The 13,509-nt window shown below is 69.2% G+C and carries 14 protein-coding genes; 6 read left to right on the top strand and 8 right to left on the bottom strand.

The window, feature by feature from the left end; all coding sequences use genetic code 11:
• Positions 1–132 precede the first annotated feature (132 nt).
• Both GNX95_RS41905 and GNX95_RS41900 read right to left on the bottom strand, forming a co-directional pair.
• The gene (locus GNX95_RS41905; RefSeq protein WP_163513700.1) at positions 133–1,227 is read right to left on the bottom strand and encodes a LacI family DNA-binding transcriptional regulator; all 1,095 of its coding nucleotides are present in this window, start codon (positions 1,225–1,227) and stop codon (positions 133–135) included.
• A gap of 112 nt (positions 1,228–1,339) precedes the next feature.
• The gene (locus GNX95_RS41900; RefSeq protein WP_163513699.1) at positions 1,340–2,377 is read right to left on the bottom strand and encodes a MinD/ParA family ATP-binding protein; all 1,038 of its coding nucleotides are present in this window, start codon (positions 2,375–2,377) and stop codon (positions 1,340–1,342) included.
• 397 nt (positions 2,378–2,774) lie between these two features.
• Here GNX95_RS41900 and GNX95_RS41895 point away from each other — a divergent pair, with 397 nt between their 5' ends.
• Positions 2,775–3,893 carry an ABC transporter ATP-binding protein gene (locus GNX95_RS41895; RefSeq protein WP_163513698.1) on the top strand — a complete coding sequence of 373 codons (1,119 nt, stop codon included), beginning with the start codon at positions 2,775–2,777 and terminating at the stop codon, positions 3,891–3,893.
• Positions 3,894–3,978: 85 nt separating this feature from the next.
• On the opposite strand, the gene GNX95_RS41890 is transcribed toward GNX95_RS41895, so the two are convergent.
• The 4 genes from GNX95_RS41890 to GNX95_RS41875 all read right to left on the bottom strand — a co-directional run bounded on the left by GNX95_RS41890 (position 3,979) and on the right by GNX95_RS41875 (position 7,866).
• Positions 3,979–4,422 (bottom strand): guanyl-specific ribonuclease, encoded by a 444-nt coding sequence (locus GNX95_RS41890; protein ID WP_163513697.1) that lies wholly within the window; start codon positions 4,420–4,422, stop codon positions 3,979–3,981.
• A gap of 69 nt (positions 4,423–4,491) precedes the next feature.
• Entirely contained in the window at positions 4,492–5,475 is a 984-nt protein-coding gene (gene rlmB / locus GNX95_RS41885) for a 23S rRNA (guanosine(2251)-2'-O)-methyltransferase RlmB (protein WP_163513696.1), read from the bottom strand.
• 2 nt (positions 5,476–5,477) lie between these two features.
• A complete protein-coding gene (gene cysS, locus GNX95_RS41880) occupies positions 5,478–6,890 on the bottom strand; it encodes a cysteine--tRNA ligase (protein WP_163513695.1) in 1,413 nt (470 codons plus the stop codon).
• A gap of 328 nt (positions 6,891–7,218) precedes the next feature.
• Positions 7,219–7,866, bottom strand: a complete 648-nt coding sequence (locus GNX95_RS41875) for a PadR family transcriptional regulator (protein WP_222854331.1) — start codon at positions 7,864–7,866, stop codon at positions 7,219–7,221.
• A 3-nt stretch (positions 7,867–7,869) separates the two neighbouring features.
• Here GNX95_RS41875 and GNX95_RS42875 point away from each other — a divergent pair, with 3 nt between their 5' ends.
• The 4 genes from GNX95_RS42875 to hisC all read left to right on the top strand — a co-directional run bounded on the left by GNX95_RS42875 (position 7,870) and on the right by hisC (position 10,990).
• Positions 7,870–8,040 (top strand): hypothetical protein, encoded by a 171-nt coding sequence (locus tag GNX95_RS42875; protein ID WP_222854330.1) that lies wholly within the window; start codon positions 7,870–7,872, stop codon positions 8,038–8,040.
• Between the two features lie 189 nt (positions 8,041–8,229).
• A complete protein-coding gene (locus GNX95_RS41870) occupies positions 8,230–9,024 on the top strand; it encodes an RDD family protein (protein ID WP_163513693.1) in 795 nt (264 codons plus the stop codon).
• A complete protein-coding gene (locus GNX95_RS41865) occupies positions 9,021–9,917 on the top strand; it encodes an RDD family protein (RefSeq protein ID WP_163513876.1) in 897 nt (298 codons plus the stop codon). The genes GNX95_RS41870 and GNX95_RS41865 overlap by 4 nt, the downstream gene beginning before the upstream one ends.
• Positions 9,914–10,990 carry a histidinol-phosphate transaminase gene (gene hisC, locus GNX95_RS41860; protein ID WP_163513692.1) on the top strand — a complete coding sequence of 359 codons (1,077 nt, stop codon included), beginning with the start codon at positions 9,914–9,916 and terminating at the stop codon, positions 10,988–10,990. The genes GNX95_RS41865 and hisC overlap by 4 nt, the downstream gene beginning before the upstream one ends.
• Before the next feature lie 264 nt (positions 10,991–11,254).
• On the opposite strand, the gene pdxR is transcribed toward hisC, so the two are convergent.
• Positions 11,255–12,640 (bottom strand): MocR-like pyridoxine biosynthesis transcription factor PdxR, encoded by a 1,386-nt coding sequence (gene pdxR, locus GNX95_RS41855; RefSeq protein ID WP_163513691.1) that lies wholly within the window; start codon positions 12,638–12,640, stop codon positions 11,255–11,257.
• 47 nt (positions 12,641–12,687) lie between these two features.
• Here pdxR and GNX95_RS42870 point away from each other — a divergent pair, with 47 nt between their 5' ends.
• Entirely contained in the window at positions 12,688–12,912 is a 225-nt protein-coding gene (locus GNX95_RS42870) for a carboxymuconolactone decarboxylase family protein (protein ID WP_222854329.1), read from the top strand.
• 116 nt (positions 12,913–13,028) lie between these two features.
• Here GNX95_RS42870 and GNX95_RS42865 read toward each other — a convergent pair whose 3' ends face one another.
• Complete coding sequence (locus GNX95_RS42865) at positions 13,029–13,223, bottom strand: hypothetical protein (protein WP_222854328.1); 195 nt, start codon at positions 13,221–13,223, stop codon at positions 13,029–13,031.
• Between the last annotated feature and the right edge of the window lie 286 nt (positions 13,224–13,509).

Below are 13,509 nucleotides of genomic sequence, written 5' to 3'. Positions count from 1 at the left end.
GAAACCCGTGCCAAGAGAGGTTTACTCGCCGACAACCGTGTCCCAGCGAAAAACGCCGACTGTCCAACCGAAAATAACGCCGCCGGGGTCTTTGGACCTTTGGCCGGACGACCATCCGGATCGGCCGAACGGCTACTCCGAGACCGGGCCGGTGGTTTCCCTGATCACCAGGTCGGCGGTCAGCATCCGGGTACGCGGTGCGGGTCGCTCGCCGGTGTCGAGCAGCAGCTCGCCGGCGACCCGGCCCTTCTCGCGCAGCGGCTGCCGTACGGTCGTCAGACCGGCCAGCGCCGCGTCCGGTACGTCGTCGAAGCCGGTGACCGACATCTGCGACGGCACCGACACACCGCGCTCGGCGAGCGCGTCGAGCACGCCAAGCGCCACGATGTCGGTGATCGACACGATGGCCGTGCGGTCCGGATACGCCTCCAGCAGCTTGTGCGCGCCTTGCGCGGCGAGCGTGCGGTCGTTGGCCGGCAGCTCCATCACCGGTACGTCGTCCCAGCTCACGCCGACCGCCTCCAGCGACCGGCGCAGGCCGTCGAGCCGGTTGCGTACGACGTGATAGCCGGCCGCGCGCTGCCGGTCCCGCGACGCGAAGCCAAAACTCGCGTCCGGACTGATCGCCGAGCTGACCACACCCACTCGCCGGTGCCCCAGCTCCACCAGGTGTCGCGCGAGCGCGTTCATCGCGGCCCAGTCGTCCACGCCGACGAAGTCGACACCGTCGACGCCGGCCGGCTCGTCGACGACGACCGTGGGCACCGGCCGGTCGAGCACGGTCTGCAGGAAGTCGTTGTTTTCCGGCATCGAATAGACGACGAAGCCGTCGACCGCCGCCCGCGCCACGACGGCCGGGTCGGTGCCGCTGGCACCTTCGACGGCTGGCACGAGCAGCAGCCCCACACGCGCGTCCTCACAGGCGAAGGACAGGCCCTCCAGGAAGGCCACCGCACCGGGATCGCGGAAGGCGTACGAGAGCCGCTCGGTGAGCAGCAACCCGACCGCGCCGGCCCGCCGGATGCGCAGCGACCGGGCCACCGGGTCGGGACCCGGATAGCCCAGCCGCTTGGCCGTGTCGAGGACCCGCTGGCGCAGCTGCGGCGAAAGCTGGTCGGGCCGGTTGTACGCGTTGGACACCGTCGTACGGGAAACGCCGAGCTCGGCCGCCAGCGACGCGAGCGTCGCGGTGCGCCGGCTCCGCTGGCCCGCGTGCTGTGCTGTCATGGACGGACCATAACCGATTCAGGCTCGTTTGCTACCGAAAGGTAGACACTCAGTGTGCCGATTGCCGTTTGTTGCAGTAATCAGCCGCTTTTAACGCAGGATCGTTGTGTGTTCACAACCCTTGCGCGATCACGGCGGCGACCCTGACCCAGGCGTCGCGGGTCTCCGGTGAGAGCGCGTGATAGTCGATCCGGCCGCCGTGGTCGAGCGCCGCGTCGTACGGCGTCTGGATCACCGCGCGCGTGCGGCTGGCGAAGTGCGACGCCAGATCCGCGTACGCGGCCTGCTCGACGGCCGGCGCCGGCGTCGAGAACACCGTCACGGCGTGCTCGACCTTCGCCGCGTAGCCGTCCTCGACCAGCAGCTCGAGCATCCAGTCGGCGGCGAACGCGGCGTCCTCGCGCGGCAGCGTGATGACGACCAGCTGGTCGGCGCGCTCGACGACCGTGCGCCAGTTGTCACTGTCGATGTTGTTCCCGGTGTCCACGATGATGATCTGGTGGCTGCGGGACACCGCGCTGGTCACGCTGTGCACGGTGTCCTTGGTGAGCAGCCGGCCGATCCGCGGGTCCTCGTCGGAGGCCAGCACGTCGAAGCAGCCGTCGTCCTGGCGGCGCAGATACGCGTCGAGCTCCTCCGGATACGGCCCGCCGGTCGCCTCCAGCGCCGGCAGGTCCTGCAGCAGGTGCTTGATCGTGCGGCCGTGCCGTGCCGTGCCGGCGCGCAGGCCGAGCGTGCCGCGCAGCTCGTTGTCGTCCCAGGCCAGTACGCCGCGGCGGCGCAGCACGCCGAAACTCGCGGCGGTCAGCACCGACGCGGTGGTCTTGTGCGCACCGCCCTTGGGGTTGATGAACGCGATCACCCGCGGACCGGGGATCTGCATCCGTACGGTGTCGATCAGCCGGGCGACCTGGGGATCGGGATACGGACTCAGGTGCAGCGGGTCGGCGAGAGGAGCCTGCGGGCGGCGGCTGACCTCCTGGCCGTCCTCGGCGCGGCGGCGGTTGAACAGCCGGCGCCAGCCCGACGGCGGCTGGTCCGGCGGCACCTGCTGGCGCGCCGCGCTGCCGTACACCTGCGAATGCCGCTGCGGCGGCTGCGGAGCCGACTGATTGCCGGGTGACCACATGGTCGGCGGTCGCTCGGTCACCAGCCGCTCCCCTCCATGTGAACCCGGCCGCCACCAGACACGGCCGGAACCCCTCCACCATTGTCGGACTGCGCGCCTGGAAGCCTACGGCCGGGGGCCGGGTTGCCTACACCGGCCACCGGGGCCGATTACGCTTAGTTAATGGCCACGTACGGCCGAGATTCTGCTCGTTTTCTCAGCGAACGGGGTGGCTCGCGTCACCTTCGAAATGTAGGTTGACTGCGGGCTCCCAGGTGGGAGCCCGAGGGTTAGGTGGGTCGAATCGGAAATATGCCTTTTGGCGGTCGGGTAGTCGATCTTCGAAGGCAGCACTCCGGACGGCGGGCACGTCACTGTGCGCCACCCGCTCCCTCCACTCGGATCGTCCGGCACGTTCCTGCCGGTGGAAGGAAGCACGATGGCTACTGTCACGTACGAGGGGGCGAGCCGGATCTATCCCGGCACCACGACCCCCGCGGTCAACAAGCTCAACCTGGAGATCGGGGACGGCGAGTTCCTGGTCCTGGTCGGTCCGTCCGGCTGCGGCAAGTCCACGTCGCTGCGGATGCTGGCCGGTCTTGAGGACGTCGACGAGGGCGCGATCAAGATCAACGACCGCGACGTGTCCAACCTGCCGCCGAAGGCCCGCGACATCGCGATGGTCTTCCAGAACTACGCGCTCTACCCGCACATGACCGTCTTCGACAACATGGGCTTCGCGCTCAAGCTGAAGAAGACCCCCAAGGCCGAGATCAAGAAGCGCGTCGCCGACGCGGCCAAGATGCTCGACCTGGAGGCCTACCTGGACCGCAAGCCGAAGGCACTCTCCGGCGGTCAGCGCCAGCGCGTCGCCATGGGCCGCGCGATCGTACGTGAGCCGCAGGTCTTCCTGATGGACGAGCCGCTGTCCAACCTGGACGCCAAGCTGCGGGTGCAGACCCGTTCGCAGATCGCCTCGCTGCAGGCCCGGCTCGGCACCACCACCGTGTACGTCACGCACGACCAGGTCGAGGCCATGACGATGGGCCACCGGGTCGCGGTGCTCAAGGACGGCTTCCTGCAGCAGGTCGACACGCCGCGCGCGCTCTACGACAAGCCGATCAACGCCTTCGTCGCCGGCTTCATCGGCTCGCCGGCGATGAACCTCAAGACCGTGCCGCTGGTCGACGGCGGCGCCCAGCTCGGCGGCATCGTCGTACCGCTGACCCGTGAGCAGGTCGCCGCGGCCGGCGAGGGCGGCGCCAAGACGGTGACCATCGGCTTCCGGCCGGAGGACCTGGACATCGCCGGCAACGGCAAGTCGCTGGACAAGGAGAAGGACGACGCCGGCTTCGCGATCAACGTGGAGCTGGTCGAGGAGCTCGGCTCGGACGCGTACGTCTACGGCATCGCCGAGATCGGCGGCGACCAGGAGCGGATCGTCGTGCGTACCGAGGGCCGTACGCCCCCGCAGATGGGTGACCGGGTGTCGATCGCCATCAAGAAGGGCCACGAGCACGTGTTCCACGCCGAGACCGGCGAGCGCATCGAGGTCTGACCTCTCGTACGAAACGCCGCAACGCCTCGTTGCTGTCCTGAGGTGACAGCAACGAGGCGTTGCGGCATTTGGCGCGTACGGAAGGTCAGCGGGTGATGTCGACGTTGGAGAAGCTGGCGTAGTGGTCGGCGGTGTAGTACCAGTGCGCCGGGTTGGTCAGCGAGCCGCCACCGGTGATGATCCGCCGGGCGCCACGGTCGGGCGAGCCCGGCGTCTTCACCGTGTACTCGTGGTAGTAACCGCTGGACTGTTGCGGCAGCAGGCCTTCACGGTTGGAGAACACCGTGCCGTCCTGCCGGTACGGGAACGGACCGCCTTTCTGCACGAGCCGTACGGTGTCGGTCGCCTGCGACGGCAGGCTGGACAGCGCGACGGTCGGCAGCGCCTTGGCCTTCAGCGCGACCGGTTGGGCCGACACCGCCGCCGGGCTGACCAGGCCGACGAACAGAGCGGAGATCAGGGCGACCAGAGCGAGCAGGACCGCCGGACGGACACGTACACGTGAGGTGGAGCCGCTGTGTGGGGTCATCTCCGCACGATAGGGGCGGTTCGCCAGTTATTAGCCGGTCGTCAGATGATTTTGCACATTATTTACCGGCTAGACACGGCGCTGACGGGCGATCTCGGCGAGCGTGACGGCGGCGGCGATCGAGGCGTTGAGCGACTCGGAACCGGACGCCATCGGGATGGAGATCCGCAGGTCACAGGTCTCCGAGACGAGCCGCGACAGGCCCTTGCCCTCGGAGCCGACCACCACCACGACCGGGTCGACCCCGGCGGCGAAGTGGTCCAGGTCGACCTCGCCGGCGGCGTCGAGGCCGACGACCGTGAAGCCGGCCTCCTTGCAGGCGTTGAGCGCGCGTACCAGGTTGGTCACCTTGGCGACCGGCAGCCGGGCGGCGGCGCCGGCGGACGTACGCCACGCGGTCGCCGTCACGCCGGCCGACCGCCGCGCCGGCAGCACGAGGCCGTGCGCGCCGAAGGCACCGGCGGAGCGGATCACCGCACCGAGGTTGCGCGGGTCGGTGACACCGTCGAGCGCGACCAGCAGGCCGGCCAGCGGATCGGCGTCGACCGCGGCCAGCACGTCGTCGAGCTCGGCGTACTGGAACGGCGGCACCTGCAGGCCGATCCCCTGGTGCAGCACGCCGCCGGTCATCCGGTCGAGCTCGGCGCGGGAGATCTCCAGGATCGACAGGCCGCGGTCGGCGGCCAGCTGGATCGCGGTGGTGACCCGTTCGTCGCTGTCGATGCCGAGCGCCACGTACAGCGCGGTCGCCGGAATGCGCGCGGCCAGCGCCTCGGCCACCGGGTTGCGGCCCACGAGCAGCTCCGGCGCGTCCGCCGCGGAGGCCGAGCGGCGGCCCGGCGCCGTCCGCGGCCTGGCCGGCTGCCCGGCCCTGGACGCGGCGGCGCGCTTGGCGGCGTTGGCTTTCCGCCTGGCCGGATGTCCCGTACGGTCCACGGCCTTGGGGGTCGGGCCCTTGCCTTCCAGCTTTTTCCGGCTGTGTCCGCCGGTGCCCTTGGTGGCGCCCTTCTTGTTGGAACTGCGCCGGTTGCGGGGTTGCGAGTTGCCAGGCACGGTTAGCTCTCCAGAGTCCATCGTGGACCGGATGGGCTGTCCTCAACCACGACACCGGCCGTCTTGAGCTGATCGCGCAACGCGTCAGCGGTGGCGAAATCCTTGCGCTTGCGGGCGTCCTGGCGCGCGGTCAGCACGCCGGCGACCAGCGCGTCGACCACCTGCCGCAGCCGGTCGGCCTGCCGGTCGGAGCCGCCGCCGGCGGTCCACCGCGGATCGTGCGGGTCGAGACCGAGGATGTCCAGCATCGCGCGTACGTCTCGCAGAGCCGTCCGTACGGCATCGTCATCGGTCCCCTGCAGCGCGGTGTTGCCGACGCGCAGCGTCTCGTGGATCACCGCGACGGCACGCGGCACGCCGAGGTCGTCGTCCATCGCCTCGACGAACTCGGCCGGCAGCTCGGCCTTGTCGATCTCGACCTCGCCGACCCGCTCCGTCGCGCGTACGACGAAGTCCTCGATCCGGCGATAGGCGGTGACCGCCTCGCGCAACGCGTCTTCGCTGTAGGCGATCGTCGAGCGGTAATGCGGCGTGGCCAGGTAGTAGCGCAGCTCGACCGGCCGCGCGATCCTGCTCACCGACTCGATCGAGAGCACGTTGCCCAGCGACTTGCTCATCTTCTCGCCGGCGAGCGTGACCCAGGCGTTGTGCAGCCAGAACCGCGCGAATTGCTGGCCGTCGGCACGCGACTGGGCGATCTCGTTTTCGTGGTGCGGAAAGACCAGGTCGATCCCGCCGCCGTGGATGTCGAACGCGGCGCCGAGGTATTTGCCGGCCATCGCCGAGCACTCCAGGTGCCAGCCGGGCCGTCCCGGACCCCAGGGGGTGTCCCAGGAGGCAGTCGGCGGCTCACCTTCCTTGGTGCCTTTCCACAGCGTGAAGTCGACCGCGCTGCGCTTGCCGGTGGCCGCCGACTCGCCCTGCTGCATCGCCTCGACCTGCTGGCCGGACAGCTCGCCGTACGCCGGCCAGGACGCCACGTCGAAATACACGTCGCCGTCGGCCGCGTACGCGTGACCGGCCGCGATCAGCCGGCCGATCATCGCGATCATCTCCGGGACGTGGCCGGTCGCGCGCGGCTCGATGGTCGGCGGCAGGCAGCCGAGCAGGGCGTAGTTTTCCCGCAGGATCCCCTCGATCCGGGACGCGCGGGCCCACCAGTCCTCGCCGGCTTCCGCTGAGCGACGCAGGATCTTGTCGTCGATGTCGGTGACGTTGCGGACGTACGTGACCTCATAGCCACTGTGCCGCAGCCAGCGCAACAGGACGTCGAAGTTGAGGCCGCCGCGCAGGTGGCCGATGTGCGGAGCGGCGTCGACGGTCATGCCACACAGGTACATCCCGACCCGGCCCTCGGTGACCGGGTTGAAGTCGCGGACGGACCGTGACAACGAGTCGTACAGACGCAAGCTCACCTGCACAAGGGTATTCGACCGGCCATCCGCCCGTACGTCGCTGGGTCGCCTCGACCGTTCGGTCGGCGACTTACCCGCTACGGCGCGAAACTGTCGTACCCCCCTGCCAATCTGGGCCCCCACCCAGATCGGGTGGGGGGTGGGTTCGCGTGGCTTCTTACATACATAGAGTTGATCTTGGTCGCATGGCCACCATGCGTGCATCCAACGCAAGCATGGGGGCCATGCGGACCCTGGACGCACGCATGGTGGCCATGCGGACAGAGGACGGCGAACGGCCCCCTGGATGCGTGGTCCAGGGGGCCGTCCTTCTATGCCGGACGAACCGTCAGTCGGTCGGCTCGTCGGTGTCGGCGCCAGTGGCGTCCGTGGTGTCGTCGTCCTGGGCGAGGATGACGTAGAGCGACTTGCGTGCCTGCGTCAGCACCTTCTTCGCCTCGGCGATCTGCGCCGGCGTGCCGGCGAACATCACCTGGCTGAACGCCATCATCACCTGGCCGACCAGGTTGCGGACCTCCAGCACGTCGTCGCCGGGGCCGTCGGTGAGCGCGTCGAACGCGGCGGCCAGCTCCTCGCGGCGCGCCTCGGCGTACTCACGGCCGGCGTCGGTGAGCTGGACGACCCGCCGTCCGTCCGCGTTTTCGGTGCGGACCAGGCCCTCGTCCTCCAGCAACTGCAGGGCCGGATAGACCGAGCCGGGGCTCGGCTTCCAGGCGCCGCCGCTGCGCTCGGTGATCTCCTGGATGATCTGGTAACCGTGCATCGGCTGCTCGAGCAGCAACGCCAGCACAGCGGTGCGTACGTCGCCGCGGGACCGCCGGCCACGACCGCGGCCGCGCGGGCCACGACCGAAGCCGGGACCAAAACCTGGGCCGCCGAAGTCGCGCCAGAACTCACGACCGGCGCCCGGGCCGAAGCCGCCGGGACCGAAACCGCCGTGCCGGCCGAAACCCGGACCGCCGAAGCCGTGGTGCATCTGGTGCTCCTCATGGTGTTGCTGATGGTGTTGCTCGTCGTGATGACCGTGGTGACCGCGCCGGCCATGGTGACCGCCACGCCAGCCGCCGCGTACCCGACCGAAGGCCTGACCCAGCGCCGCGCGCGGGTCGCGGCCGCCCCAGGCCGCCGGTCCGAATCCACCTTCTGCTGATATCGCTGACATCTGAAAGCTCCTCAATCTGTCGTCTATGTGTCTCGATGGCTTAACGATATATCGCGATAGCCTTCATGGCAAGTCCCGAGTCACAGGGTCGGCGCCAGAGGCGGCATCGATGCGGCAGGATGGAGGCATGACGTGCACGTACCGGCCAGCCTCGACGGCGAGCAGAGGAGGCCGGGTGTGACTTCCCCGACCGACCCGCCGGCCAACGAGCAGCCGGAGACCCGGCAGGTCCCGCAACCGCCACCGCAACCGGAGACACAGCCGGAAACACAGCCGGAAACACAGCCGCCGAGCCTGCAGAAGCCAGCCGAGCCCCAGCAACCGGCGAGCCCCGCGTACGGCGGCGCCTGGAGCGCGCCGGGCGCGGGCTATGGCACGGTGCTGAGCAGCGGCAGTGACTATGCCGCCCAGCCGCCGCCATATCCGGCCGGAGCCGGCTTTCCGGTGACCACGGTCGGCGGCTATCCGCTCGCTCCGCAGACCGACCGGCTGCTGGCTCGGTTGATCGACGTCGCGATCACGTACGTGCCCAACTTCGTCATCTCGCTGATCGTGCTGGTCGTACCGATCGTCGTCATGGTCCTGACCCGGGTCGAGCAGCCCGTCTGGTACGTCGTGGCGTTCGTCGCCGGCTTCAGCGTGTCGCTGCTGCTCAACCTCCTCGTGGTCTACTACTACGAGGTGATCTACCAGAAGCAGAAGGGCCAGACCTTCGGCAAGCTCAAGATGCGGATCAAGATCCTTGAGCTGGAGACCGGCGCGCCGGCCGGCACGCGTGCGCTGCAGAAACGGTTCCTCGCCGAGTACTGCGTGTCGATGGCGCTGGTCATCCCGGTGCTCGGCTGGATCGTCGGGTCCATCGCCAGCTTCTACAACTACCTGAACTTCCTGTGGTGCCTCTGGGACAAGCCGTACCAGCAGTGCCTGCACGACAAGTACGCGAAGACCGTGGTGATCAAGGTGGCCGAGTGACCACACCGGGCTGGTACCGGGACCCAGCTGAGCCGGACGTACGGCGCTACTGGGACGGTGAACAGTGGATCGGCGACGGGGTACCGGCCGACGCACCCGTGCCGACCGATCCGCCGAAGGACGGCACGCCGCGCTATGGCGGGGACACGGCGACCAAGGTCGACCTGTCCAAGCCGGTCGTCGAGACCGACGCACCGTTCCCCGGTTGGGGCGGCGCGACCGGGGGCGGCTGGGGTGCGCGGCCGGAGGACACGGAGCGGCGGCCCGGCTATCCGGTGACTCCCGGCTATCCGCCGGCCGGTCCGAACCCGCCACTGGGGACACTGCCTGGCGACGTACCGGCCGAGCAACTGGCCGGCCTCGGCACGCGGCTGGCCGCGCGGCTGCTCGACATCCTGTTCGTCGCGCTGCTCAACGTCGTGGTGAACGGCTGGTTCATCTACCAGTACGCGCAGCAGATCACGCCGCTCTACCAGGCCTACGTGCGCGCGTTGGAGACCGGCGACATGAGCGGACTGCCGAGCAGCGCCGAACGCGCCACCAGCGACACGTCGTGGCTCAACCTGATCATCACGCTGATCGCGCTTGGCCTGTGGTTCGCGTACGAGGTGCCGGCGGTGTGGAACAGCGGCCAGACGCTCGGCAAGCGGATCATGGGGATCCGCGTGCAGTTCCTCCTCGGCCAGCAGATGACCTTCCGCATCTCGATGGTGCGCTGGTGGGTCCAGGCGCTGACGCTGATCTGCTCGATCGTCGGTCCGATCATTGGCCTGGTCGACGCGCTGTGGTGTCTCGGCGACCGGCCGCGCCGGCAGTGCCTGCACGACAAGGCGGTGGCCACCATCGTGGTCCGCAAGGACGCCAGACGGCCGGACGAAGGTGAGGCGAGATGACCCTGGTGAGGCCCGACCTGGTGAACCTGCCGGCGTACGTGCCGGGCCGCAAGCCGGCCGACGTGCTGGACGCCGCCGGCCATCCGCTGCCGCCGGCGCGGCTGGCCAGCAACGAGGTGCCGTACGGTCCCCTGCCCGGCGTACCGGAGGCGATCGCCGAGGCGGCCGCGGACGCACATCGCTATCCCGATGCCGGTTGCATGGCGCTGCGCGAGCGGCTGGCCGGCCTCCACGGCCTGGACATCTCGCAGGTCGCGACCGGCTGCGGGTCGGTGGCACTGGCCGAGCACCTGGTCAGGGCCACCGCGCTGACCGGTGACGAGGTCGTCTTCTCCTGGCGGTCGTTCGAGGCCTACCCGATCGTCGTCGGCAGCCACAGTGCCACGCCGGTCCGGGTGCCGAACACGCCGTCGTACGCTCACGACCTGGCTGCCATGCGCGCGGCGGTGACCGACCGGACGCGGCTGGTCTTCGTCTGCAACCCGAACAACCCGACCGGCACCGCGCTGCACCGCGACGAGCTGGTCGACTTCGTCGACTCGCTGCCGTCAGGTGTGTTGGTGGTGATCGACGAGGCCTATCGCGAGTTCGTGACCGACGCCGACGTGCCGGATGGCCTGGAGTTGCTGCCTGGACGCGAGCATGTCGTCGTGCTGCGTACGCTGTCGAAGGCCTGGGGCATGGCCGGGCTGCGGGTTGGCTGGCTGGCCGGCACGCCGGAGGTGACCGAGGCGATCCGCAAGGTCATCACGACCTTCTCGGTGTCGTCGCTCGCACAGGCCGCGGCCCTGGCGGCGCTCGACCAGACCGCCGAGATGCGCCGCCGCTGCGACCTCGTCATCGCCGAGCGGCCGCGCGTGCTCGAAGGAGTGCGCAAGCTCGGCTTCGACGCCCCGGACACGCAGGCCAACTTCGTCTGGCTGCCGTCCGGCGAGGCCACGCCGGCGATCGTCGCCACCTGCGACCGCCACGGCGTCATCGTCCGCGGCTTCGGCACGGAAGGCATCCGTGTCACGATCGGCACTCCGGAGGAAAACGACCGCTTCCTCGCGGCCCTCGCCGACGCCGTCTGATTGCCTGCTACAGCGCGAAACTGTGGTACCCCCCGGTCGGCCGGATGGTCGCATGGCCACCATGCGTGCGTCAGGCGCACGCATGGTGGCCATGCGACCGTGAACTGATGCGACAAAGGGGGCGTTTAGCGCTATAGCGGTGCTCGAGGCTGAATTTTGATGTATGTAAGTTTCCACGCGAACCCACCCCCCGCCCGATCTGGGTGGGGGCCCAGATTGGCGGGAGGGTACGACAGTTTCGCGCCGTAGCAGGTAGTTCATCGCCTACAGGCCGCTGGCGTGGAGTGCGGCGATGAAGGCCTCCAGGGCGGCGGCAAACTGGTGCTGCGGTGGTGTGCCATAGCCGACGACCAGGCCTGAGTCGATGGTGGAGGCGGAGCCGCGGTGGCGGCTGAGCGTGTCGACGTGTACGCCGCGTTCGGCGAGCCGGCGGCTGACATCCGTGTCCGAGACGCCAGGTGGCAGCAGCAGAGTGGCGTAGTAGCCGGCGGCGACTCCGAGCGCGCGTACGGAGGGCACGGCGGTCAGCGCCGACATCAGCGCGTCTCGGCGCGCGCGATAGCGGCCGCGTACGCGGCGGAGATGGCGATCCAGCGAGCCGGTGCCGATCAGATGCGCCAGGGCCAGTTGATCGATGACCGGGCAGTGCCGGTCGGTGAGCTCGCGGATCCTGACCAGCTCCGGCATCAGCGGCGCCGGCACGGCCATCCACGCCAGCCGCATCGCCGGCGCCAGCGACTTGCTCGTCGTGCCAACGTAGACGACCCGGTCCGGCGCCAGGCCCTGCAGCGCGCCGACCGGCTGCCGGTCATAGCGAAACTCGCCGTCGTAGTCGTCCTCGATCACCAGCATCCGCTCGGCCACCGCGAGCAGCTCGGTACGCCGCGGCGCCGCGAGCGGTACGCCGTACGGAAACTGATGCGCCGGCGTCACCAGCACGGCGTCGACATCGCGCAGCCGGGACACGTCCATGCCGCCGCGGTCCACCGGAACGTCCACAGTGGACAGTCCGTGGAACACCGCGGTTTCCCGGTTGGCTGCCAGGCACGGATCCTCCAGCGCGAGCCGGCGGCGGCCGGACCGGCGCAGATACTGAGACAAAAGCGCCAGGGCGTGGGAGAAACCGGAGCACACCATGACCTGGTCAGCGCCGACGCGTACGCCACGGACCCGGCCCAGATAGCCGGCCAGCTCCTGGCGCAGCAGCTCGTGGCCGCGCGGATCGCCGTAACGCAGGTCGCGATCCGGCAGGTCGCGCATCACCTGCCGCACGGCCGAAGCCCAGGCGGCGCGCGGAAAAGCGCTCACGTCCGACGACCACGGCCGCAGGTCAAACTCCGGCTCGCGTGTTTTCTCCTTGGCGGCGACCACATCCGCCGACGCGCGTACGGCCGCGGCGACCCGCGTGCCGGCCCGCGGATGGCTGACCAGATAGCCTTCCGCGACCAGCTGCGCGTACGCCTCGACGACCGTGCCGCGGCCGACACCGATGTCCGCGGCCAGCAGTCGCGACGACGGCAGCGCCGTGCCGGCGGCCAGCTGGCCGCTGCTGATGGCGGCGCGCAATGCCTGTTCCAGCGCTCGACGCCGGCCGGCCGACCGGTCCAGCTCCAGATGCAGTGAGGTCGATCTGGTCCATCGCTCCACCATGAAACTGGATCGTACGACCGGACCAGCCGCGGTCTAGATTCGAAGCCATGAGCGACTATGTCGTCCCGACCACCCGGCTGAACGCCAAGAAGGAAGCACCTGAGGCATATCTGGCCATGCTCGGGTTCGCGCGAGAGGCCAACGACGGCGTCGAGCCGAAGATCGCCGAGCTGGTGAAGATCCGCGCGTCGCAGATCAACGGCTGCGCCTTCTGTGTCGACAGCACGCGCGGGATGCGCCGAAGATCGACGACTCCCGACGGATCAACCTGATCGCCACCTGGCATTGGTCCCACCGGCGCGCGTGTGACCGCCGAGGCGCTGCAAGCCGCGCGAGAAAAAGGCGAGTCTCCCGTCGCGGGAAACTCGCCTTTCGGTTATGTGACGGCTCAGATCAGGTCGGTGCCGATGCTGTGCTTGCGCAGCGTCCGGTGCGCCGCGTCGGAGCCACCCACCTGAGCGGACAGGTGACGGAAGGCGCCACGCTCACCGTGCAGGTCGACCATCCGACCCCACGCCGACTGAGCCCGACGCTTCGAACGAGTGCTGGACAGGGCAACGGCCTCGCCGCTAGCCAGGTTCACGACTTCTCCTCTTTGAGACCCTTCGTTTTCCGTCTTCCACGGTACCGGTTCAGAAGCCGATTGCTTAATGGATTCAGACGTGATGGTCCGCACGTTACGGCGGTCACAAAACCGTTGCCCCACAAGACATTCCGCGTTTACCCGTTGGTCCCGCCAAGGCCGCGCGGACGTCCGCCAGCCAATACCCGCTACGGCGCGAAACTGTCGTACCCCCGTGCGAAATTTGACCCCCACCCAGATCGGGTGGGGGGTGGGTTCGCGTGGAAACTCAACTAAGTAGCAAAAC

Source organism: Fodinicola acaciae, from assembly GCF_010993745.1.
In the GTDB taxonomy this organism is placed as follows: Bacteria; Actinomycetota; Actinomycetes; order Mycobacteriales; family HKI-0501; genus Fodinicola; species Fodinicola acaciae.
Note: the sequence above shows the minus strand (reverse complement) of the source record. Positions and strands in the feature narration are given on the sequence as shown.

Excerpts from the sequence above, each read along its gene's own strand:
- pdxR (WP_163513691.1), bottom strand. The coding sequence starts at position 12,640 with ATGGTGGAGCGATGGACCAGATCGACCTCACTGCATCTGGAGCTGGAC.
- hisC (WP_163513692.1), top strand. The coding sequence starts at position 9,914 with ATGACCCTGGTGAGGCCCGACCTGGTGAACCTGCCGGCGTACGTGCCG.
- GNX95_RS41875 (WP_222854331.1), bottom strand. The coding sequence starts at position 7,866 with ATGCACCACGGCTTCGGCGGTCCGGGTTTCGGCCGGCACGGCGGTTTC.
- GNX95_RS41895 (WP_163513698.1), top strand. The coding sequence starts at position 2,775 with ATGGCTACTGTCACGTACGAGGGGGCGAGCCGGATCTATCCCGGCACC.
- GNX95_RS42870 (WP_222854329.1), top strand. The coding sequence starts at position 12,688 with ATGAGCGACTATGTCGTCCCGACCACCCGGCTGAACGCCAAGAAGGAA.
- GNX95_RS41905 (WP_163513700.1), bottom strand. The coding sequence starts at position 1,227 with ATGACAGCACAGCACGCGGGCCAGCGGAGCCGGCGCACCGCGACGCTC.
- GNX95_RS41890 (WP_163513697.1), bottom strand. The coding sequence starts at position 4,422 with ATGACCCCACACAGCGGCTCCACCTCACGTGTACGTGTCCGTCCGGCG.